Annotated in this window: 26 protein-coding genes and 1 tRNA gene; 7 read left to right on the plus strand and 20 right to left on the minus strand. The window is 64.5% G+C overall.

Going from position 1 to position 20,232, the window contains the following annotated elements:
• Positions 1-12 precede the first annotated feature (12 nt).
• Positions 13-89, plus strand: a tRNA-Arg gene (locus ACK3BB_RS06255).
• A gap of 19 nt (positions 90-108) precedes the next feature.
• Here ACK3BB_RS06255 and ACK3BB_RS06260 read toward each other — a convergent pair.
• The 5 genes from ACK3BB_RS06260 to ACK3BB_RS06280 all read right to left on the minus strand — a co-directional run bounded on the left by ACK3BB_RS06260 (position 109) and on the right by ACK3BB_RS06280 (position 2,836).
• Complete coding sequence (locus ACK3BB_RS06260) at positions 109-1,233, minus strand: tyrosine-type recombinase/integrase (RefSeq protein ID WP_428927863.1); 1,125 nt, start codon at positions 1,231-1,233, stop codon at positions 109-111.
• Between the two features lie 166 nt (positions 1,234-1,399).
• Positions 1,400-1,969 carry a hypothetical protein gene (locus ACK3BB_RS06265; RefSeq protein ID WP_428927864.1) on the minus strand — a complete coding sequence of 190 codons (570 nt, stop codon included), beginning with the start codon at positions 1,967-1,969 and terminating at the stop codon, positions 1,400-1,402.
• 97 nt (positions 1,970-2,066) lie between these two features.
• Positions 2,067-2,468, minus strand: a complete 402-nt coding sequence (locus ACK3BB_RS06270) for a hypothetical protein (protein ID WP_428927865.1) — start codon at positions 2,466-2,468, stop codon at positions 2,067-2,069.
• Between the two features lie 2 nt (positions 2,469-2,470).
• Positions 2,471-2,665, minus strand: a complete 195-nt coding sequence (locus ACK3BB_RS06275) for a hypothetical protein (protein ID WP_428927866.1) — start codon at positions 2,663-2,665, stop codon at positions 2,471-2,473.
• A gap of 12 nt (positions 2,666-2,677) precedes the next feature.
• On the minus strand, positions 2,678-2,836 hold the full coding sequence (locus tag ACK3BB_RS06280) for an Arc family DNA-binding protein (RefSeq protein WP_428927867.1): 159 nt from the start codon (positions 2,834-2,836) through the stop codon (positions 2,678-2,680).
• Positions 2,837-2,909: 73 nt separating this feature from the next.
• Here ACK3BB_RS06280 and ACK3BB_RS06285 point away from each other — a divergent pair, with 73 nt between their 5' ends.
• The gene (locus ACK3BB_RS06285; protein WP_428927868.1) at positions 2,910-3,407 is read left to right on the plus strand and encodes an Arc family DNA-binding protein; all 498 of its coding nucleotides are present in this window, start codon (positions 2,910-2,912) and stop codon (positions 3,405-3,407) included.
• 495 nt (positions 3,408-3,902) lie between these two features.
• On the opposite strand, the gene ACK3BB_RS06290 is transcribed toward ACK3BB_RS06285, so the two are convergent.
• From ACK3BB_RS06290 to ACK3BB_RS06355, 14 genes are all read right to left on the minus strand, one after another.
• Complete coding sequence (locus ACK3BB_RS06290) at positions 3,903-4,964, minus strand: phage portal protein (protein ID WP_428927869.1); 1,062 nt, start codon at positions 4,962-4,964, stop codon at positions 3,903-3,905.
• Between the two features lie 2 nt (positions 4,965-4,966).
• The gene (locus tag ACK3BB_RS06295; protein ID WP_428927870.1) at positions 4,967-5,509 is read right to left on the minus strand and encodes a hypothetical protein; all 543 of its coding nucleotides are present in this window, start codon (positions 5,507-5,509) and stop codon (positions 4,967-4,969) included.
• 2 nt (positions 5,510-5,511) lie between these two features.
• Positions 5,512-6,081: an HK97 family phage prohead protease gene (locus ACK3BB_RS06300; protein ID WP_428927871.1), complete on the minus strand. Its 570-nt coding sequence runs from the start codon at positions 6,079-6,081 to the stop codon at positions 5,512-5,514.
• Entirely contained in the window at positions 6,081-7,346 is a 1,266-nt protein-coding gene (locus tag ACK3BB_RS06305) for a phage major capsid protein (RefSeq protein ID WP_428927872.1), read from the minus strand. The genes ACK3BB_RS06300 and ACK3BB_RS06305 overlap by 1 nt, the downstream gene beginning before the upstream one ends.
• Before the next feature lie 4 nt (positions 7,347-7,350).
• The gene (locus ACK3BB_RS06310) at positions 7,351-7,605 is read right to left on the minus strand and encodes an HNH endonuclease (RefSeq protein WP_428928689.1); all 255 of its coding nucleotides are present in this window, start codon (positions 7,603-7,605) and stop codon (positions 7,351-7,353) included.
• Positions 7,606-7,669: 64 nt separating this feature from the next.
• Positions 7,670-8,029 carry a hypothetical protein gene (locus ACK3BB_RS06315; protein WP_428927873.1) on the minus strand — a complete coding sequence of 120 codons (360 nt, stop codon included), beginning with the start codon at positions 8,027-8,029 and terminating at the stop codon, positions 7,670-7,672.
• Complete coding sequence (locus tag ACK3BB_RS06320; RefSeq protein WP_428927874.1) at positions 8,020-9,528, minus strand: terminase large subunit domain-containing protein; 1,509 nt, start codon at positions 9,526-9,528, stop codon at positions 8,020-8,022. The genes ACK3BB_RS06315 and ACK3BB_RS06320 overlap by 10 nt, the downstream gene beginning before the upstream one ends.
• Before the next feature lie 603 nt (positions 9,529-10,131).
• Complete coding sequence (locus ACK3BB_RS06325; protein ID WP_428927875.1) at positions 10,132-10,356, minus strand: hypothetical protein; 225 nt, start codon at positions 10,354-10,356, stop codon at positions 10,132-10,134.
• The gene (locus ACK3BB_RS06330; protein WP_428927876.1) at positions 10,353-10,874 is read right to left on the minus strand and encodes a hypothetical protein; all 522 of its coding nucleotides are present in this window, start codon (positions 10,872-10,874) and stop codon (positions 10,353-10,355) included. The genes ACK3BB_RS06325 and ACK3BB_RS06330 overlap by 4 nt, the downstream gene beginning before the upstream one ends.
• A gap of 312 nt (positions 10,875-11,186) precedes the next feature.
• Positions 11,187-11,501, minus strand: a complete 315-nt coding sequence (locus ACK3BB_RS06335) for a DUF6525 family protein (RefSeq protein ID WP_428927877.1) — start codon at positions 11,499-11,501, stop codon at positions 11,187-11,189.
• The gene (locus ACK3BB_RS06340) at positions 11,498-12,709 is read right to left on the minus strand and encodes a GTP-binding protein (protein ID WP_428927878.1); all 1,212 of its coding nucleotides are present in this window, start codon (positions 12,707-12,709) and stop codon (positions 11,498-11,500) included. The genes ACK3BB_RS06335 and ACK3BB_RS06340 overlap by 4 nt, the downstream gene beginning before the upstream one ends.
• A 401-nt stretch (positions 12,710-13,110) precedes the next feature.
• Positions 13,111-13,365: a hypothetical protein gene (locus ACK3BB_RS06345; RefSeq protein WP_428927879.1), complete on the minus strand. Its 255-nt coding sequence runs from the start codon at positions 13,363-13,365 to the stop codon at positions 13,111-13,113.
• 77 nt (positions 13,366-13,442) lie between these two features.
• Positions 13,443-13,592, minus strand: a complete 150-nt coding sequence (locus tag ACK3BB_RS06350; RefSeq protein WP_428927880.1) for a hypothetical protein — start codon at positions 13,590-13,592, stop codon at positions 13,443-13,445.
• A 36-nt stretch (positions 13,593-13,628) separates the two neighbouring features.
• Entirely contained in the window at positions 13,629-14,015 is a 387-nt protein-coding gene (locus tag ACK3BB_RS06355; RefSeq protein WP_428927881.1) for a hypothetical protein, read from the minus strand.
• 496 nt (positions 14,016-14,511) lie between these two features.
• Between ACK3BB_RS06355 and ACK3BB_RS06360 the strand changes: the two genes are divergently transcribed.
• From ACK3BB_RS06360 to ACK3BB_RS06370, 3 genes are read left to right on the plus strand one after another with little or no spacing between them, the layout of a single operon-like run.
• Positions 14,512-14,859, plus strand: coding sequence for a molybdopterin-dependent oxidoreductase (locus ACK3BB_RS06360; protein ID WP_428927882.1), 348 nt, complete (start codon positions 14,512-14,514; stop codon positions 14,857-14,859).
• Entirely contained in the window at positions 14,859-16,256 is a 1,398-nt protein-coding gene (locus ACK3BB_RS06365) for a sensor histidine kinase (RefSeq protein WP_428927883.1), read from the plus strand. Before ACK3BB_RS06360 ends, ACK3BB_RS06365 begins: the two co-directional genes overlap by 1 nt.
• Positions 16,249-16,875 (plus strand): response regulator transcription factor, encoded by a 627-nt coding sequence (locus tag ACK3BB_RS06370; protein ID WP_428927884.1) that lies wholly within the window; start codon positions 16,249-16,251, stop codon positions 16,873-16,875. The genes ACK3BB_RS06365 and ACK3BB_RS06370 overlap by 8 nt, the downstream gene beginning before the upstream one ends.
• Before the next feature lie 323 nt (positions 16,876-17,198).
• On the opposite strand, the gene ACK3BB_RS06375 is transcribed toward ACK3BB_RS06370, so the two are convergent.
• On the minus strand, positions 17,199-18,215 hold the full coding sequence (locus ACK3BB_RS06375) for a zinc-dependent alcohol dehydrogenase family protein (protein ID WP_428927885.1): 1,017 nt from the start codon (positions 18,213-18,215) through the stop codon (positions 17,199-17,201).
• A gap of 411 nt (positions 18,216-18,626) precedes the next feature.
• Between ACK3BB_RS06375 and paoA the strand changes: the two genes are divergently transcribed.
• Together paoA and ACK3BB_RS06385 are read left to right on the plus strand one after the other, a co-directional pair.
• On the plus strand, positions 18,627-19,277 hold the full coding sequence (gene paoA / locus ACK3BB_RS06380) for an aldehyde dehydrogenase iron-sulfur subunit PaoA (protein ID WP_428927886.1): 651 nt from the start codon (positions 18,627-18,629) through the stop codon (positions 19,275-19,277).
• The gene (locus tag ACK3BB_RS06385) at positions 19,274-20,230 is read left to right on the plus strand and encodes an FAD binding domain-containing protein (RefSeq protein WP_428927887.1); all 957 of its coding nucleotides are present in this window, start codon (positions 19,274-19,276) and stop codon (positions 20,228-20,230) included. Before paoA ends, ACK3BB_RS06385 begins: the two co-directional genes overlap by 4 nt.
• Positions 20,231-20,232: the final 2 nt, after the last annotated feature.

Raw genomic sequence — 20,232 nt, forward strand, 5'->3', positions numbered from 1 at the left:
CGCAGGGGCAGCGGTCCCTTAGCTCAACTGGATAGAGCAGCTGACTTCTAATCAGCAGGTTTGGGGTTCGAGTCCTCAAGGGATCGCCAAACACCTTATTTTTTCTCCTTACTTCAAGGTCTTACTTGATTTTTTGGCTAACATTTGCGGTAGGTTAGCCACCTTTTGTTCGCCGTTCGGTCTCGACAAAAGCAACTCCATGCCATCTGTGGCCATTGCTTCGCGGTTCGCTTCGTCGATGTATCGCTGAACTTCGGCGAGCGTCTTGTGCCCTGTGACAGCGCCAATCTGTGACGCTGATGCACCAGATTCGGCCAGTCGACGGGCGATAGCCTTCCGCAACCCGTGGGGGGTGCAGTCCGGCAGGCCAGCGGCATCGCACCACTTGCGCATGTCTCCGGTCAAACTCTTTGCCGATCTCTGCTTACCGAACTTGGTTTGCAAGAAGGTGCCGTCTTTCGGCAGATCAGCAATCAGATCGGCCAAGTCCGGCGCGATTGGAATGCTTACGAGGGGCGGGGCCTTCTTCTGTCGTCTGGTCTTTTGGCGGCGGTATTGCAGCCTCGGGCCGTCCGGGGTGTCCTTGATGGAGAACCAACCGAGATACACGGCATCCACACGCGCCGCTCCGGTCCAGAGCATCAAGGTCATGGCTCTATGGGCGATGCCGCCGGGCGCGTGATGATCGTAGAATGCGGCGATATCGGATTCGGTCCAAGTGTGATGGCCCTTGACCTCGTAGACTAGGGCCTTGGCCTGCCGGGCCGGGTTTGACGCCAGCCACTCCATCTTCACGGCCAGATCCAGAACTTGAGCGAGGCGCTTGCGAAAGTTGTTCGCCGCTGCCGGTGTGTCCGCCATCTCGGCCAGGAAGGCTTCGACGTGATGGACCTTCATGCCCTTTACGCGCTTTTCGCCGTGCTTTTCGCGAAACCGCTCGATGATCGCGCGGTAGGTCCGCTTGGTGCTGTCGCTGAGATTTTCACCAGCAAAGGCGACCTTGTACCAGCGCGCCACCAGGTCGTTGACGGTCCCGTCCACAACACGATCCTGACCGATGAGCCCTTGCGGTTTCGTGCCCTTGACGGCCTCTTCGTAGCGTCGTTTGAATTCCTCGGAGCCATAGTCGGTGCCGAGCTGGAAGGTCTTGCCGTTCTTCCTATAGCGCCAGCGTCGCTTCCCGCGTGCGTCATTGTAAGGCGAAGCGCCAGGATACTTCATCTTGTGCTTCATCAATCCCAATCGCTCTTTTCGCAAATGTCGTCGTTCTTGCTGACGATGATTTCGTGTGTCCCGTCCGGCCGAACAACAATCCGGTATTCCCGCACACGCGCAGCCTCCAAGGCCTTCGCGTAGCGCGTCAAATCGGATTGCTTGAGAGGGGCGGGGCGGGGAGCCATCAGTCGGCAACCTCGTTGATGTAGTCGCGGCCGTTACCAACTCCGAGCATGCCAAAAGCCCGGCCGCTGATGGTCACAGTCCGCTTGATGTATCCATCCCAAGTGTGAGGACTGCCGCCTTCCTTGAAACGAATAATGCCGTTTCGGATGTGAATTTCGATCTCCGGCCAGTTCAGCGTGATCGTGATCGTGGCATCCAGGCACTGGTGGCGGAAGTCCTTCTCATCCTCGCTGGCGTCTTCGTCGTATGAGAGAATTGTCCTAACAAGATCGCACAGCTCATCACCGGCTCGTCCCTGCAATTTCTCGGGAAAGCTGGGCGTGACGCCGGGACGGCGCATGTCGAAGTATTTCCGAACTTCCGACGACGCGTCCTTGATCCGAGGGGTCATCGCCACCGCGAGAACGAGTTTGACGATGTGTTCGATTTCTACATGCGCAATGGCGCGGCCCCGGCTCTTCGGCAGGTCGCCGGCGTCGATGAGCGCCCGAGCATAGGCATTAACCGTCTCGGGGCGCTCTTTCATGATTTCGGCCACATCTGCGACCAATTCAGCAACGGTTGTCATGTCTTACCTCTATATTGGTTTTGAATTTACTTCATCCAAAACTACGTGGCAAGCACCATCACACTCACGCCTTCCGGAACCTCAGGCGACCCGAGCCTCAGCCGGCAGCGCGCCAGTCCCTCACGACCTTATCGAAGGTCTGCAAAGGCTCTTCCATCGGCAGGTTGTGTACGACCACGGCTTTGAGCAGGGCCAGCAAGCCCTTCTGTACTTCGGGTTCAAGCTGTTGGTTGATCTCGATCATACTGCGGTCTTCGTCGCGCCTCTTGCACCATTCGCGCAGCATGGCATCCGGGATCCCAGCAAAGAGCCAATCCATGTTGGCGTTGGTCTCTTTGATCCAATCCACAAGAGGATCGGTAAGCGTGGGCTCGCCGTTAACGTAGATGATCTCCGGCGGTTCGATCTCGAACAGCGCACAGAAATGATTCAGGCGTTCAGAGAAGGATCCAAACTCGTAGTCACGATGTGATTGGGGCAAAGTCGATTGCTCAGTCATTGTCAGGACCTCCCTTCCACGGCGGCAAACTGACCGCGATACAGTGCCAGAGTCTTTTTGGCGGCTTCTTCTGCGTGTGTCAGTGGATAGTCGAAGCCGTCCGTTTTACTCTTGGTCTTCCTGGCGCACCAAAGCTCGCGGCGGCATTCCACCAGCGCGTTCAGCACTTTTGCGAATTCACGGTCACTGTCTGTCATCGCCTATTCTCCTTACTCGGGTTGACGTTGTTCGAGCCGGTCCATGCGGTCGCGCACGGCCCGGATGATTTCGCTGTTCTGCGAGCATCCATTCTTTTCGGCCTGCGCCGCGATCCAGTCCTTCAGATCTGGCGGTAGGCGAAGTTGGAGTTGCTTGTGTGGACTACGCATGTCTCTCTCGATGATAGCCTATGGATAGTAGTATCCAAAGGATACGATTGCGTCAACGGAGAATACATAGCCTATGGCTATCATGGCAGAACAGCAGAACCGCGCACTCAAAGATCAATTCATGCTCCGCCTCCCTGACGGGATGCGGGATCGAATCAGAACGGCCGCCGAAACGAACAACAGATCCATGAACGCCGAGATAGTTGCGACCTTGGAAGAGCAGTATCCCGATCAGTCCGAAGACCTGAAGCTGCTGGTGCTACTCATTGCAAAGTTCCTAGCTGGAATGAGTAAAAGCGCTCTCACGAAGGTCCAACACCAAGCCCAAAAGGTCGAAACAGATAGTAGCTCTCCGGAAAACCAAAGGCTTGTGAATAACCTAATCTATCGTGTTGCCGAACTGGTTGAGCGTGACCCAGACTTCGCGGAAGGTGCAGTCTCGCAGAACGTGCTCCAAGATATCTTCAATGAAAGTAAAGGCAACAAGAATAGAGTGTCCCGAGACTTCACGGCCATCATACCTAAATACCTAGGCCATTTGGTTTCGCTGGCCGCAGACGAAGACGAATAGGCCAGAAGCACCCTCCCTAAGATCGCCTAGCTTGTGGATTGACCGAGAAAGGAAATCTGATGAAGTACCAGTCATGGCTACACTCTGTGACGGTCGGAGAGAAGACAGTTCAAATCTGGGTGACCCAAAAAGCCAAAACGGTTTGGGAGGCCACAGGCTCGTTCCAAGGTGAAAGTCACAGCGCAAAAGCTGGCAGCGCAAAAGCCGCTGCAAAACGATGGAAAGATTGGGCCGAAAGATGGCCCTACGATCTTTGGCGATGAACGGACAGTTAACCGGATGTGTCGCCAGTGACGCCATCTGCGTTTCAAACGCAGATGGGCCGGAGGCATGATGCCCCCGGCCCTTGCTGATCGGCCCCGGTCCCACCCGTACCGATCCGTGCCGCGTCCCCCGCCATTACAGAAGGGACCGCACCTTGTCGGGGTTTACCCACTCACCGACTAACGGTGTCTTTCTGCCGGTTCCTCCGCAACCGAACGGGCACGACCTGCCTTATTCCCAATCCACCAAATGCAAAGCCTCGGATTTATCCACGCCCGCTTCCTTGGCCATCGCTAGAGCTTGCACGAGGGTCGCCGCAGCACGAGCTCGGCCGCCCGCGTCGAAGGCTTGCAGCGGTCTCATGGTGTCAATGGTGACGGGCGTCCCGAGCTTTTCGGAGGCTTCCTCGGCCATGAGCGCGGCAATCGGCTGAAGCATCCATTGGCTGGTATGGCGCTGACACTCGCGCACCATGGGGCCGGTCGTGGCTGGCGACATCAGGCCGGGCAGGACGCCGAACACCCCGAGGATACTGTTGCGGGCCGCGTCTAAGCTTTCCTTGGTCATTGACCTGGACAAGTCCGGAGACAGATCGTGTGGCTTCCAGTCCTGAGCTGGGGCGGGGCCACCTGCAGCCGCCACGTTGACCGATTCTCGGATCAGCACCTTGCCCCTGTTGCCCCGGAACCCGCGCGCCATCTGTTCCAGGTCGGTTTGCGGTGCCTCGGGGAACGGGACGATCTGACTGGCCAGCGGCGCCGTCTCGTAGACTTCCGCTAGTGCCGTCTCGACCGCGTTCAGCATACCAGCGGTCAATCGTGCCCGTTTTAGCGGAGCTTGACCGGCCCAGGGCGTTACCCCGTCAACGCCGATCCGGAAGTGCAACACCTCGTCAGCCAGGGCGGTCTGCGTGGTCCCGCCGCCCGCTTCGGACACACTGACCCGATAAGCAGTCGGCACGCCGTTCGCGGTTCGCAGATCCCAGTCGGAACAGGGGATCAACCCGCTTTCGCGGATGAGAAACACCGCCTCGCCCCGCAGAGCCAGCGCCCGCGCGGCGATGACCATGACACGCCGGGTCAACAAGCTGGTCCCCTCGACATCGGCCAGAGCGATCCCGCTTTCCCAAAGTGTCACACAGGTTTGCACGGTCCCGGTCAGTTCGGCCAGGCCAGACGCGCCGGAGATATACGCCTCGCGCGCCGCCATGATCGCCGCAGTGTATCCCGATCCGCTGGACCGGGTTTCGTTTGGGGTGTGGTCGCCCGTACCCCGTTTTTTGAATGGCCACATGCTCAGGCCCTCCGCTTGTAGGGGCGCAGAAGGTCCGCCGCCCCGCTGAGTTCCAGCGCCCGCGCTGACCACGTCGGGCTGCGCTGATAGCTTTCCTCGATGGCCCCGCCCATGTTCACTGAATAGGACGATACGCCTGCCCGGTCGGGTTCGTCGGCCAGGTATTCCGCCAGTCGCCGGTACGCCTCGGACACAGCCGCAGGAACGTCACCGCCGCCGACCTCCGCCGTGACCTGATAGGGTCCGCACCCATCAAAGCAGTATCCGCCCAGAGGTGACGCGCCGGGCGAGGTCGCGACCCATCCATCGTCTGCGTCCCAGACCTCTACGATGCTGACGGTTGCAGGTGACAGGGGCGGCTGCCAGTCTCCCTGACCTTCCACAACCCAAGTCACCGTCCGCGCCGTCCAGCGCACCCGGCAATAGGACTCAATCCGCTGCCAGATGGCAAAGCTGTTCACGAACAGAGCTGCATTGCTCAAACCGTCGGGCAGGTCAGGATACGCACTCGGGACAGCCTCGGTTTCCTTGATCGTCGTTGCCATGGTCAGGCCCTCCACCGTTTGCGGGCGATAGCGGTGTTGGGAGCTGAAACACCGCTTACTTGCCAGCTCCGCGCCTCGACCTGCGCCGCCGGATAAGCGGGTTTCGTGACTGCGCTGATCTCCACCAGATCGGCGGAGCGCACCACGCGGATGAGCCCGTCGCCATCACGCTTCACCAGATCGCCACCTTGCGGCACCCGGAAGCCGGGGGAGATGCCCTTGACCAGACCGGCCCGGAGCGTCCCGAGGAAGTCGCGAACGTGAGACACGTCCACCAGTTCGGGCGATATGCGCGCCTCGAAGGTCAGGGCGTCGTCGTCGTCGGTCAGGTCCAGCGATCCCGCCGCACGGCTGGCAAGCGGTCGGTCGAAGTCGTGATGCACCAGCAGGTGAACGTCGCCGCCATCGGCCAGGGATGTGCCGAAGGCGCGCGCTTGAAAGACTTCCCGCCGCCGTTCCCGGCCACCTTGAAGGGTGGTCGGGACGGAGTACGGGAAACGGCCCCGCAGGACGGTTGCACCGCCCGCAGAGGTGCGGACCTCAAGCCCGCCGTTGGAGCCGCCCCAAAGCACTAGCCAAGCTCCAGGCCGGTCAGCAGTTCGAGCTGTGCCGGACGCGCAACCGTGACATCCATGGTCGCCAACGCGGTCAGCCGCAGGCCGCCCGAGGTAGCATCGCTGAACGGGTCGCGGATGAGGTCAATGGCGCCCCACTTGCCGACGAAGATCGGGGCAACACCGCCGGCGGAGGTCGTCAGCAGGGATTGCGTCACGTCCGGGGTTCCTGCGGTCGGGGCGGCAAGGCCGTTTGTGGTCATGAGCAGTTGGCCCATTGCTTCGGCCAGCCGGTCGTACTCGAACTTGTACCCGCCATCACCGACCATGATGCCGTCGAGGTAGTTCCAGAGCTCGGGCCGGATCATCGCTTTGACCGCCTTCGGACCCGTGGCAGCGTTCGCGGTCATGAACCGGGTCACGGCCGCGCGGAAGGCGGACCAGCTTGCGGTTGCCGCGACATCCGTGGACGTGATGCCGTAGGTCGCCGCCCCGGTGATGACGCCCAGGGGCTCGCCATCCGCGCCGGACCCGAGGAACACGACACGATCCATCTCCACCGCCATGGCCGAGTTCATATCGCGGCGCACCGCCTGTTCCAGCGCGGCCCCCGACTGTTTCAGAGCCTTCCGGGTGATCTTCATCTGAACCCCGAGTGTCTGATCCGGTGCCAGCGCCTTGTCCGTGGTCTGGAATGCCTGGGCAGCCCCGACAGCGCCGGTCTCCGAGGTTTGCCAGCCCACGGACGCGCCCTGCGTCACCACGGGCCATTCGATTTCCCCGTTGTCGATGCTGATCATCTGGCCGCCCATCTGGGCCGCGACAGAGCCCGGAAAGAGCTGGTCGATGATCGGCCGCGTCTGGATCGGGTCCGGCCCGCCGCTGGCGATGGTCTCACCGGCCCGCAGTTCCAGGGCTTCCCACGGCACCGGGATACCCTGATACGTGCCGGCAGTGCGCAGCTCGGTAACGATCTCGGCCGTCCGGCCGTTGATCTGGTACCCGTGGTCCAGAGCCGCCGCGATCTGGCGCATCTCGAAGCCGGCCATCAGATCGCGCCATTCGCGGTCAGAGCGGGTTTCCAGCTCGGCCCCGGCCTCCCGGCGTTCGGTGTCCTCGGCCGCCAGCGCGGCCCGGAAGCGGACTTCGTTGGTCCGATATTCCTTGTCGAGCGTATCCATGTTGCGGATCTCGTCCTCGGTCGGGGCGTCTTTCGCCGACAGTTCAGCAAGGTTCTGGCGGATCTCGGATTGCCGCCGCTGGATCGTGGTGGAAGTGAGCATGGGTCTATCCTTTCTGCTCGGTAGGGGTTTGCTGATTGTTCAGCAGGTCGCGCCACGCTTGGCGCTTTGGGGACAGGGGCTTGTGCCCCACCTCAATTCGGGTTTTGCGCGTGTGACAGGCACCGCACAGGATCTGTAAATTGCTCAGGGTGTAGGCGAGTTCGGGGTGAGTCCTGACGGGCAGGACGTGGTCGCACTCAAGCCGCTTGTGGGTGCCGCACTGGACGCAGGCCCAGCCATCACGGTCTAGCGCCCGCATCCGCAGAGCCTTCCAGCGCGGACCGCGTGTGATCGCCCGAGAATGGCGGATGTGCTCTTTGCGCTTAAACGAGGTCACGCGCCTGCACCTCCCAGAAAAAGAGGGTCCCGCCGGGAGCGTGCGGGACAACACGGACGATCCCCAACATGATCGCTCCGACCCTGATCTTGTCCGTCGTCTTCGGCTCGATGGTCAGGCCATCGACGGAAACCAGGACTCGTTGATCGCCGACATCCATCAATCCAGCCGCGATAAATTCCTCATTCACGGTAAAAGTGGCCACGAATGCGGTGCAGGGGTATTCAGTGTCTGGACCGGGGATGTATCCCCCCAAGCTGTCCGTTGTGCCTTCGCCGGGCCGCAGAAGCGTGGCCGGCTGACCATATTTTGCGGTGAGCCGCGATGCGGTTTGCGTCATCCCCATGCGATCCTTCCTCCTTTGTTCCTGGGTGCGCCAGCCATGCGGATGCCCTGAGCAACGGCCAGGACCGTTGCCGCCGCAGCGTCGATCCGCCCCGTCGATCTGGATTTCGCCAGCTTGTGATTGCCTGCCGGATCAATCAGCGTGATCGCGTCCGCGAAGGCAGAGCGCAGCAGCAGCGAGGGCAACGTCCGCACCCGGCTTTCAAAGAGCGCCCGCCGGAACCGCTCCACGTCCTCGGAACCGTCTTTCCAGCCCATGCCCCGCCAGACGCAGGGGACTCGATCCAGCCCAGCGCCGCGCAGCGCCTCGACAAACTCGGCATGGCGGAAGCGATCCCCGACGATGGCCGCCGGGCTTTGCCCATCCAGGCGCTCGACCACATCGGCAAGGAAGCGATCTACCGGCACTGTCGTGTCGCCCATGACCACCAGTTCGCCCCGGTCGTGCATTTCGCCATAACGCCCGGAGACGCCATCAGCCGCGCCGCGATCCGCTAGGCCGGGCTTGGTAGGGAAGGCCCCGAAGACTTCCAGCCGGCCGGTCTCGGGCCAGTACAGCGCCGCCGCTGACATGCTGCGGCTGCCGCCCAGGTCAACGCCAAGGATCACCGGCCCGTCACGATCAGGCAGATCGTCGGGTGACACTTCCGCCGCCAGCCATTCGTCTACCGTGACCAGCACCGACCGGTCATCCGACGCCACCCGCTCGTTTCTGTTCAGGTTGCGGTACGAAGACAGGGCAGAGCCGCCCCGCGCGATGGCCCGACGCGCCTGCGCCACCAGCCATTCGGGTGTAGAGCCGATGCCTTCTCGGGCGCCGGGATTGGCGATCAGGAGGCTTTCCAGGTCGTCAGGCGGCAGGCCCGGTTCCGGCCGGTGTTCCTGCACGTAGGTTCCCGGCGGGGGCTCATCCAGCCAGCGGGAGAAGGTGTTCGTATCGTCGGGTGCACTGGTCGAGATGATCAGCGCCCGCCCGTCGCGTTTGCCCAGGCCAGACAAGATCGCATTTTCGAGATTGTCGCCCTTCTCGCGTTCCCAGGCCGCTCGCTCGTCCAGGATGGCCAGCGTCGGAGCCCCGCCCAGGATGGACTTGCCATCGGCCGCGATGACACGGGCCAGCCCGCCGCCGTTCTCGGCCGTCTCGACTTCCAGCTTGGAGCCCCGCCGGATGGTGAACTGTTCCTGATCGTCCTCGGGCAGTCCTTCGATGAATCCGACCAGGAAAGCGAAAGCCGTCTTGGCCTGATCCCGGTTCCGGGCTGCAAACAGGATCTCCCGCTTGGGCTGCGCGGCGATCTCGCCCATCAGGTGACCAAGCGCGATGCCAGCGGACAGCGCCGTCTTGGCGTTGCCCCTGCCGATCGACAGCAGCCCGACACCCACGTCCTTTGCAAAGGCGCCGCGAACAAAGTCCTTCTGATATCCCGCCAGCTTGAGCCGCTTCCCTGCCGTCCGCCCCTCGGGGACCACCAGCTTGGGAAGAAAGCGCAGAGCGGCCATCGCCTCCTTCGATGCCCTAGCCATCAGCAGCCCTCCCCGGAATTTTTCGGGAGAGAGAAAAAAACGGTTGGACCGTCGGTTTCACCCCTGCATGGAAACGGGGGCATTGGGACCAATATGTCAGCATTCATGACGTAATTCCTGTTAGACGCAGTTCCCCCACCCGCTCCTTCCCCCCGATCAAGAGGGAAGGCCCTGCGCTGCCTCGTTCCGTATCCGCGCGATGCCAGGTATCGGTGGCCAGCCGCCTTCCCCTCGGGCTTTGCACCCGACCCGATGACGAGGTGGTCAGCTCGTGGCTCACCATGTTGTCCTTGCCTCGGTCCCCGATCTGTCACGGTCGCTGTATCGACCTGCACCAGCCGGTGGGGTTTAGTAGTCGCGCATCTCGCCGCGCCTAGCAGGAGCCGGACAGCGGCAGGGTCGGGTGATGTCCCCGGAACGTCATGTCCGCCTTTGGCACGGGAAGGCGGTAAACCGTGGCACAGCTCTTTGATGTCCATTCGCATCGGCGATGGTGATCGGGGGAAGCCGCGCATAAACCCGGAAGAGCGCGCTGGCCCATAGCCCTCAGGCGACGGGCCGAGCGCGCGGGGTGCGGGGCTATTCGATCACGTCGAAGTCGCCCTCCTCTTGGCCGCCATGAGCAAACAGGTCGGAGACCAGCGCCTGCATGACGGACAGTTGTTTCGGTGAAGGTCTCCAGCCCCGACGCCGGGATTGGCGCTGGATCGACTGGGCGAAGCTTTTGGCCCAGGTGTTCTCAGCGAGACGTGCGACGGTCGGCATGTGCCAGACCAGCTCATCCACAGTGCGGGCTCGCATCATGCCGCAGCCCTCCCCAGCACATGGCCCAGGAATGCAGCCTGCCTATCTGCCGTCATGGCCTCGAACGCAGCCAAGGCATAAGCGTCCAACTCGGCTGTAGTAGACCGATCGGCCCAGAACCGGGCTTCGGGCATCGGGTTGAAGAGGGACGGCCCCGGCGGGGTCGAGGTCCCCAGTACCGACTCAGCCGTGATGTAGGCGTCGTGCCAGTCGAGGGACCGCAGGGCTGCCCAGGAGAGTTGCACTCGGTCACGCTTGGGAAGACGGGCAGACCAGACAGCGGCTGCGCCGTTCCAGCCGTCAAAGCAGTCGAGGGTAAGAGCGTGGTCGAATACCTTTATGGCGCTTGCCCGCGACTCGTTGGCTGTGGTATAATTTTTTTGAAGCTGAGTGGCTTCGTATACAGTTTTGACCCCGTTCGCAGTTGCCGCTGCGGCGGGGTTTTCTACATCCAGCTCGTTAGCCAGACCCCGAATTTCTGTTTTGTTTTCAAGGCCCAGTTTCGGGCTGTTAGCCAAGCTAAGCGGTTGAAATTCCGCCGCTTGATGCTTCCTCAAGGGATCGCCAGCTTTCCAGGGAAACGTCCGCCATAGGATGGCGACGTGTCAATTACGCTCAGGATTTGACGCCCTGGCCAAACGTTTGGGATCCGGTCCGCCAGGAAGCCGTCTCCGGGTGGCCAGCGTCGTATCGTGCTCGATCTCGGGACGCGGATCTTCTCAGGCCCACGGGCCGATTTGGTGCAGCCGGTTCGCCCGTTGCGATCAACGCGGGCCACGCCGCGCTTCATGCCCGGTCGGGGCGACGGCCCTTTGCCGCTCGCCCCGGGTTCAGGAACCGGCGGCAAAGGGATGGGCGTCGCCCCAGGTCTGGCGGGTGTCGCGGGCGACCTGGCGGCGTTCGATGCGGTCCAGCGCGGCCAAAGCCTGCTGGATGCTGCCCGTGGCCGACAGCGCCCGGTCAAAGGCCCGGCGGGCCGATCGCGGGCCCCAAGGCAGTAGGGCCGAGGCCAGCCAGGCGCGCAGTTCCGGGGGCAGGTGATCGTAATCGCGCATCGGGTCCCCGGTCCGGCGTTTCCGCCGGATCCGGGTCTGGCCCAGGTTGCCCGCCCGGACGGCGGGCTCCGCACCGGGCCGGCGGGTCATGCCGCGGCCCCCTGGTGGCCCCAGGCCGGGAAGGCATCGGGCAGGTCGGGCAGGTTGTCGGGGCCGGTGGCCAGGTGATCGGGCAACAGGCACGCATCCAGCCGGGCCTTCAGCCGGGGCCAGTCGATGCCATGGCCGATAAAGACGATCTCCTGGCGCCGGTCGCCCCAGGGCTCCTGCCAATGGGCGGCAAGGTAGGACCGGGCGCTTTCGTGGTCGGGCCAGCGGTCGCGCGGGACCGAAGCCCACCAGGTGCCCAGCGGCTTGACCGAGGACAGCGCGCCGGCCAGCGAGAATTCGGCCACCCAATCGGGCCGCGTGGCGATCCAGAAATGGCCCTTGGCCCGGATCACCCCGGGCATCTCGTCGTTCAGCGCCTCGAGGATGCGTTCGGGCACGAAGGGCCGGCGGGCGCGGTAGACAAAGCTGGCAATGCCGTATTCCTCGGTCTCGGGCACGTGGTCGGCAAAACCGTACAACTCCTTGGCCCACATCGGATGTTCATGCGCCTTGTCGAAATCGAAGAGCCCGGTGTCGAGGATCGCGCCGGCGGCCACGTCGGAATGGTCGGCCTCGATGATCCTGGCATCGGCATTCAGGCTGCGGATGATCTTGCGCGCGGCATCGGTGCGTTCGGGCCCGGCATCGCTGACCTTGTTCAGCACGACGACATCGGCAAATTCGATCTGGTCGGTCAGCAGGTGCACGATGGTCCGGTCGTCCTCGTCGCCCAGCGTCTCGCCCCGGTCGGCCAGTACGTCGTGGCTGGAGAAATCGCGCAGCAGGTTCACCGCGTCGACCACGGTGACCATCGTGTCCAGCCGGGCCACGTCGGACAGGCTGTCGCCCTGTTCGTCGCGAAAATCAAAGGTCGCGGCCACGGGCAGGGGCTCGGAAATGCCGGTGGATTCGATCAGCAGGTAGTCAAAACGACCCTCGCCAGCCAGCCGGCGGACCTCGGCCAGAAGGTCGTCGCGCAGGGTGCAGCAGATGCAGCCGTTGGACATCTCGACCAGGGTCTCGTCGGTGCGCGACAGCTCGGTGTCGGCACGCACGAGGTCGGCGTCGATGTTCACCTCGGACATGTCGTTGACGATGACCGCCACGCGCCGGCCGTCGCGGTTGTTCAGCACGCGGTTCAGAAGGGTTGTCTTGCCCGCGCCGAGAAAGCCGGACAGCACGGTGACGGGAAGGCGGGGGTCGGTCATGGGATACCTCGCTTGGGCGGAATGGGGCGGGGCAGGGCGGCGGCCCGGCCCGCAATGGCGCAACGGCGGGTGTTGTATGATATGTTATAACGTAACACAAGAGGCGGAAATGCGTCGGCGGTCAGTCGGCGCCCCGCCAGAAAGGCGACGGCGAGGGGGCAGAGAGACTGTGGTGGAAGAGACAGGGGGGGAAAAAGAACCCCCACCGCCGAAGCGATGGGGGAGGTGTCCACAATAGGGACTGGGAGGACCCTGAGACGCTCATCGTGGGCCACTCGTGGAAATGCATTCCGTTGAAAAGCAGACAGCAGAAATATCAGTGCTGAAATGAACCCTGCGTCAATGAATGGCCGAGCGTCTAGTTTATTTCCCTTTCTTTGGGAATTCTTTCTCGGAATTGCTCAATGAATGCGCCGTTTCGATTTGCGGGGCTTGCGCACGGCCTTTCCGCGCCTTTCCATCCAGCGACCGATGTCGTGATCGTAATACCAGCGCCGGAATTGGCGCGCGGTGCAATTTCGCGTTATGCCCCTGGTACCGAAAACCTCAAGCACACGCCCGGGTTCATAGGTGGTTTCGGCCCGGCGCATGGCATCTTCGGCTGTCGTGTGCAATTCGGCGATCTCGATTCCATCCGAATAGATCTTGAACAACATCTTATTTCCGCTCGTATTGTTGCGGCCATGGGGGATTGTCTTTCTCCAATTCGACCCCGGTATTTCGTCCGACCACGTCAGGGCTTGCCGGCGAGAAGGTGGATGACCTGGATACCGGCCTTCAGGATCAGAACCCAGAGCAGCAGGCCGACCAGCATCGCCACGGCGAACCAGCCCAATGGGGGCGGCGTGCCGCCTCGGTCGGCCGGGCTGTGTCCTTCGCTCATGCTGCATCGGTCCCTCTCCTCCATCGTCATCGCCGGTCAGTGCATCATCGGTCCGGGCCGCAAGCGGGTATTGATCTCGGACGGCAGTTTCGTGATGTCCAAGGGCTTGGGCAGCACGGCCAGCGCGCCCTGGACCTTGAGCAGCCGGATCAGGATCGGGTCGGCGCAGGTGGTCAGGTAGATCGTCGGGATGCGGCCCAGCGATTCCAGCCAGAACAGCAGGTCCAGCAGGCTTTCCTGTTTCTCCGTATCGGCCCGGGACACGTCGATCAGCAGCAACTCGGGGCGGACCTGGGAAATCAGCCCCAGGATCTGGCCGCGACTGCGACATTGGTACAGGTCGAACCCGCCCACGTCTGACAACACCACTTTCGACAATTTCAGAAAGTCCTCGTCGCTGTCGAATTGCAAAACCCGTTGCATCACTGGCCACACGCCCTTGCGAACCTGCAAAAAACCCGGGGCCCGGCAGCCATGCGGCCTTGTGCCCCAAGGTCACTATCGGCCCGCCATCGCGGGTGCCGCCATTCCCAAGAACCGGGGAATGGCGCGGGGGCGGGGCATGTGATGTGGTATGGCGCAAGAGCGACGGCGAGGGAGGCCGGTCCGGGCGAAATGGGGCGCCCGGAACATGCCCGGGCGACGTGGGGACGCCCGGGACCCGGCCGTCGCGAAAGGCAGCGGATTGCGGCAACGGATTACGATGGTATTCTATCGGATTATGAAGACCATGCGCTTTGGCCCGTCCACCAGGGCAGGGCCGGCTTCATCGACCGATCGCCGGACCTTGTTGAAGGTCGGCGTCATGCTCTCGGGGCTCTGCGTCGCGGGAACGCGTTCGGTCGCGGCCGAACCGGCCCTGCTCACCATCCGGACCCCGGACGGGGAGTCCCACCGGATTGGTGAGCAGGATCTGGCCTTGCTCGACTGGCACGAGGTTCGGACACAAACGGCCTGGACCTCGGGTGTGCATGTCTTTCGCGGGCCTTTGCTGCGCGATGTCCTGGCACTGGCCAGCACCGATCCGGCGCTGCGCACGGGCCGGCTGGACATGCGGGCGATCAACGATTTCGAAGTCACCGTGCCGGCCCGCGATGCCTGGGATCACCACCCGATCCTGGCCCGGACGATGGACGGCCAGATGATGCGCGTGCGGGACAAGGGGCCGTTGTGGCTGGTCTATCCGCGCGACGACAACCCGCATCTGCAGACGGCCGAGTTCGACGAGCGCTGGATCTGGCAATTGTCCGAGATCGCGATCCGGTAGTGCGTCGGTCGCGCATAACCCTGGCCACCCTGACCATCGCGGCCTTTTCCGGATTGTTCATCTATGCCGTGATCCAGCTGTTGATCAGCGAACGGCAGGCCCGGACCCAGATGGGCGAGACCCATCTCTGGGCCGCGACCGAAGCGCAGAGCGAATTGCAGAAGCTGCTGATCCTGACCACCGGGCCGATGGACCCGCTGGAATTCCGCGCCGATGCCCAGGCCGCCTCGCTGCGGTTCGAACTGCTCTACAGCCGGGTGGCCCTTTTGAACGACGGGCCCCAGCTGGGCTATTTCGACGGGATCGGCCAGGGCGACACCGTGCGTGCGACACTGGAGCTGATGCAGGATCTCGATCACCGGCTCTATGGGCCGGCCTTTTCGCTGGCCGCCGCCCGGGCCGCCGGGGCGCGTTTCGGCGATCTGTCGGACATGCTGCGCGAGGTCGTCGTGGCGACCATGCTGTCGGAACGCACGCGCCGGGCCGAACGGCTGGACCGGGTGCGCCGGACGACCTTCGTGCTGTCGGTGGCCGTGCTGGGCATGTTTGCCACCGGCGCGCTGATGGCCTCGCAGCTGGTGCGCAACATCCGGTCGCTCGACGACGAACAGCAGCGGCTGGTCCGGCACCAGGCCCGGCTGGAAGACACCATCGCCCTGCGCACGGCCGAAATCCGCGATGCGCTGGCCGTCGAACGGCGAGCCAAGGAGGTCTATCGCAGCTTCGTCATGATGGTCTCGCACCAGTTCCGCACGCCGCTGTCGGTCATCCACATGACATCCCAGCGTCTGACCCGCGCCGACCCGGCTCGCCCGCCGGCCGACCTGGACGGCAAGGCGTTCAAGATCCTCAACGCGGCGAAACGGCTGGAACGGCTGATCTCGCGGGTGGTCGTGTCGGCCAGCCTGGATGCCGAGGGCCAGTTCTGCATGCCCGAGCCGGTCGACCTGAACGACGTGGTGCGCAATGCCCTGCGCCAACTGCGCGAGACCCATCCAAACCGGGTCTTTGCCTGTTCCCTCTCGGCCGATCCGCTGCCCGTCGAGGTCGATGTCATCCTGGTCGAACAGGTGACCGTCAACCTGATGTCCAACGCGGCCAAGTATTCGCCCGACGACAGCCGCATCGACATCCGGGCCATGCGCGCGGGTGACACGGCGCAGGTCCGGGTCACCGACCGGGGCATGGGCATTCCCGAAGCCGTGCGGGCCTCGATCTTCGACAAGTATTACCGCGCGCCCAACGTCCAGCACCTGCCCGGGTTGGGCCTGGGCCTGCACCTGGCCACGGAGATCCTCGACCTGCATGACGGCCGGCTCGATTTCACCTCGACCGAGGGCGAGGGATCGGTCTTTACCATGATTTTGCCCCTGCGAGGATCCGCCTGCGATGACTGAGCCCGCCCCCACCGCGACGATCCTGTGTGTCGAGGACGAGCGCGACCTGCTGGAAGAGCTGGTCGAAGAGCTGGCCGGGGCGGGGCACCGGGTCTTGTCGGCGGTCAATGCGGACGAGGCCGAGGCCCTCCTGTCGCGCGAACGGCCGGACATCGTGCTCTGCGACGTGATGATGCCCGGGCGCAACGGGTTCGACCTGTTGCAGGACCTGCGCCGGGCGGGGGTGCTGGCTCCGGGCACGGCCTTCATCTTCCTCACTGCCCTGTCGGACCGCGCGCCGCGGCTGACCGGGCTGAAGACCGGGGCGGATGATTACCTGGCCAAGCCCGTCGACCTGGACCTGTTGCACCTGACGATCCGCAACCGGCTGCTGTTCCTGCGCCGGGTCCAGACCGTGGCCATGCCAGGCCGCGGGCGGGTCGACGTGCACCTGTCGCGGCGCGAGCGCGAGGTGCTGGCCGCGGTGGGGCGGGGCCAGCGCACGGCGGTGATCGCCCACGAGCTGGGCATTTCAGAGAACACGGTCAGCCAGTACCTCAAGGAAGTCTATCGCAAGCTGGGCATCAACAACCGCGCCGATGCCGCCCGCGCGGCCGTGGCCATGGGGCTGAGCCGCTAGGCCGGGGGCGCTGCCATCGGGCTGAACCGCTGGGTCGTGGCAGCTGCGCCGCCGTGGACATGAACCGTTGGGGCGGCCGTGGCCATGGGGCCAGACCGTTTGGCCGGGGGCATGCCCATTGGGTTGAACCGCCGGGGCGGGGGGAGGCCCTGCCCAAGGGGGGGAACCGTCGGGCCAGGGTCGGCGCGGACGTGGCCGTCGGGCGTACCCGCCCGGTCGATGATCGGCGCGGCGGGCACTACGGGGCCGCTGCCCATGCCGCCCCGCACCACCGGCCCGGAGCGATCCGGGCCGGCCGTCTGTCCACAGGCAAACGCGGCCGATCAGACCCGCAGCAGGGTCTTGATGGCGCGGCGTTCGTCCATCGCGCGATAACCCTCGGCCACGTCGGCCAGCGGGATATCCAGGTCAAAGACCTTGCCCGGGTCGACCTTGCGGCTGAGCACCTGGTCGATCAGGTCGGGCAGGAAACGGCGCACCGGGGCGGGGCCGCCCAGCATCGCCCTTTGGGCAAAGAACAGCTGCGCGCCGTCGAAGGTCACGCCATGAGGCACGCCGACATAACCGATATGGCCGCCGGGCCGGGCGGCATAGATCGCCTGGTTCATCGAGGTTTCGGTGCCCACGCATTCCATCACCGCATCGGCCCCGACATTGCCGGTCAGCTCGCGGATCTTGGCGATGCCCTCCTCGCCACGTTCGGCCACGATGTCGGTCGCTCCGAATTCCAGCGCCAGGTCCTGGCGCGATGTGTGGCGGCTCATGGCGATGATGCGCCCGGCGCCCATCTGTTTCGCCGCCAGCACGGCCATCAGGCCCACCGCCCCGTCGCCCACCACGGCCACGGTCGACCCGGGCTGGACCTGCGCCGCGTCACAGGCATACCAGCCGGTGCCAAAGACATCGGACGCGGCCAGCAGCCCGGGGATCAGGTCTTCGTCGGGATGCGCGTCGAGCGCGACCAGCGTGCCATCGGCCAACGGCACCCGGGCCAGCGGCGCCTGGGCCCCGGTCATGAACTCGACATTCTCGCAGGAGGATTGGAAACCGTGGCGGCAATGCGGGCAGGTGTTGTCGGACAGGCAGAACGACCCGACGACAAACTGGCCGGGCGTGACCGATGTGACGGCCTCGCCCACGGCTTCGACCACGCCGCAATATTCGTGGCCCATGGCCTGGGGCGCGGTGACCGGCTGGTCGCCGCGATAGGGCCACAGGTCCGAGCCGCAGACGCAAGAGGCTGCCAGGCGGATGATGGCATCGGTGGGTTTCTGGATGACGGGCTCGGCGACGTCTTCGAAACGCACGTCGCCGGCCCCGTAAAGCATGGTGGCTTTCATGAAAGGGATCCTTGGTCTGATCGGCGCCCTGGCCCGGCGGGCCGGGTGCCGGAAGGTGGCCGCCCGGACATATGGCATCCCCGGCCGTCCGATTAGCGGGCGCCCGGCCATTGCGTCTATACCCGGACTTCATGAATGGACCGGCGGTGGTCTGCGCGGCACGGGCAGATGGCCGGCCCGCCGGGGCAATCGGGCGGCGGAGTTCGTAACTCTGACCCCGGCCAACGCGTCACGGCCCAAAGGGTTTCATCCGCCTCATTCATAGATCCTATCACCCAGCGCCCGGTAATCCCCGGCGCTGTCCTGCCTACATCCCCCATCAGGACCCCAAGCCATCACCCGGAGGCGCCCGGACCCGCAGGGCCGGAAGACGACGCGCCGCGTGATCACGCCAGCAAGGAGCGACCCCGCATGAGCCCTCCCGTCGACATCCATCTCAACCGCCGCGACCTGATGGCCGGCACCGCTGCGGCCGCCCTGACCGCCAGCCTGCCCGGCGCCCTGCGTGCCCAGACCACGGCCGCCCCCTTGCCCCTGCCCAAGGGCCCGACGACCACCCCCGTCAGCTTCCGCATCAACGGCGCTGAAACGGCCATCGAGGTCGACAACCGCATGACCCTGCTCGACGCCCTGCGCGAGGGGCTGCAGATGACCGGCACCAAGAAGGGCTGCGACCATGGCCAATGCGGGGCCTGCACCGTCATGGTCAACGGCCGGCGCATCAATTCCTGCCTGACCCTGGCGTGCATGCACGAAGGCGATGAAATCACCTCGGTCGAAGGCATCGGCCAGCCCGACGAGATGGACCCGATGCAGGCGGCCTTTGTCGAACACGACGGGTTCCAGTGCGGCTATTGCACCCCGGGCCAGATCTGTTCGGCCCGGGCCGTGCTGGACGAGATCCGCGCGGGCATCCCCAGCCACGTGACCGGCGACCTGACCGCGCCCATCGCCATCAGCGACGCCGAGATCCGCGAGCGCATGTCGGGCAACATCTGCCGCTGCGGGGCCTATGCCAACATCCTGGCCGCCATCACCCAGGTCGCGGAGGACCAGGCATGAGGGAATTCAGCTACGAACGCGCCGCCACCCCCGCCGCTGCCGCCGCCCGCGCGGCCGAGGTGCCCGGGGCCAGGTTCATCGCCGGGGGCACCAACCTGCTGGACCTGATGAAACACGAGATCGAGACGCCGGTGCACCTGATCGACGTCAACGGCACCGGGCTCGACTCGATCACCGAAACCGAAGAGGGCGGGCTGCGGATCGGGGCCATGGTGCGCAACACCGACCTGGCCGCCGATGCGCGGGTGCGGCGTGATTACGGCGTGCTGACCCGGGCGCTGGTGGCCGGGGCCTCGGGCCAGCTGCGCAACAAGGCGACCACCGCCGGCAACCTGCTGCAACGGACGCGCTGTCCCTATTTCTACGACACCAACATGCCCTGCAACAAGCGCAGCCCCGGCGCGGGCTGTGCCGCGCAGGACCCCGGTGCGGTGACCCGGGGGCTGGGCGTCGTCGGCACCTCGGCGGCCTGCATCGCCACCCATCCCAGCGACATGGCCGTGGCCCTGATGGTGCTGGATGCGACGGTGGAAACCGTGACGCCCGAAGGCGACACGCGGGCCATCCCGCTGGCCGGGTTCTATGCCGCCCCGGGCGAGACGCCCGATGTCGAAACGGTGCTGGGCGCGGGCGAGATGATCACCGCCGTGACCCTGCCGGCGCCGATCGGCGGCACCCAGATGTATCACAAGGTGCGCGACCGGGCGTCTTATGCCTTTGCGCTGGTCTCCGTGGCGCTGATCGTCCAGCCCGACGGTACCGGCCGGGTGGCCCTGGGCGGTGTCGCCCCGCGACCCTGGCGCGATCCCGCGGCCGAGGCGCTGATGCCCCGGGGGGCAGGGGCCGTGATGGCCCGCCTGCTGGGCGATGCCACCCCGACCGAGGACAACGCCTTCAAGATCGCGCTGGCCGAACGCACGCTGGCCGGCCTTCTGGCCGAGGCAAAGGAGTAATC

This window comes from Marinibacterium sp. SX1 (assembly GCF_050389775.1).
In the GTDB taxonomy this organism is placed as follows: domain Bacteria; phylum Pseudomonadota; class Alphaproteobacteria; order Rhodobacterales; family Rhodobacteraceae; genus Marinibacterium.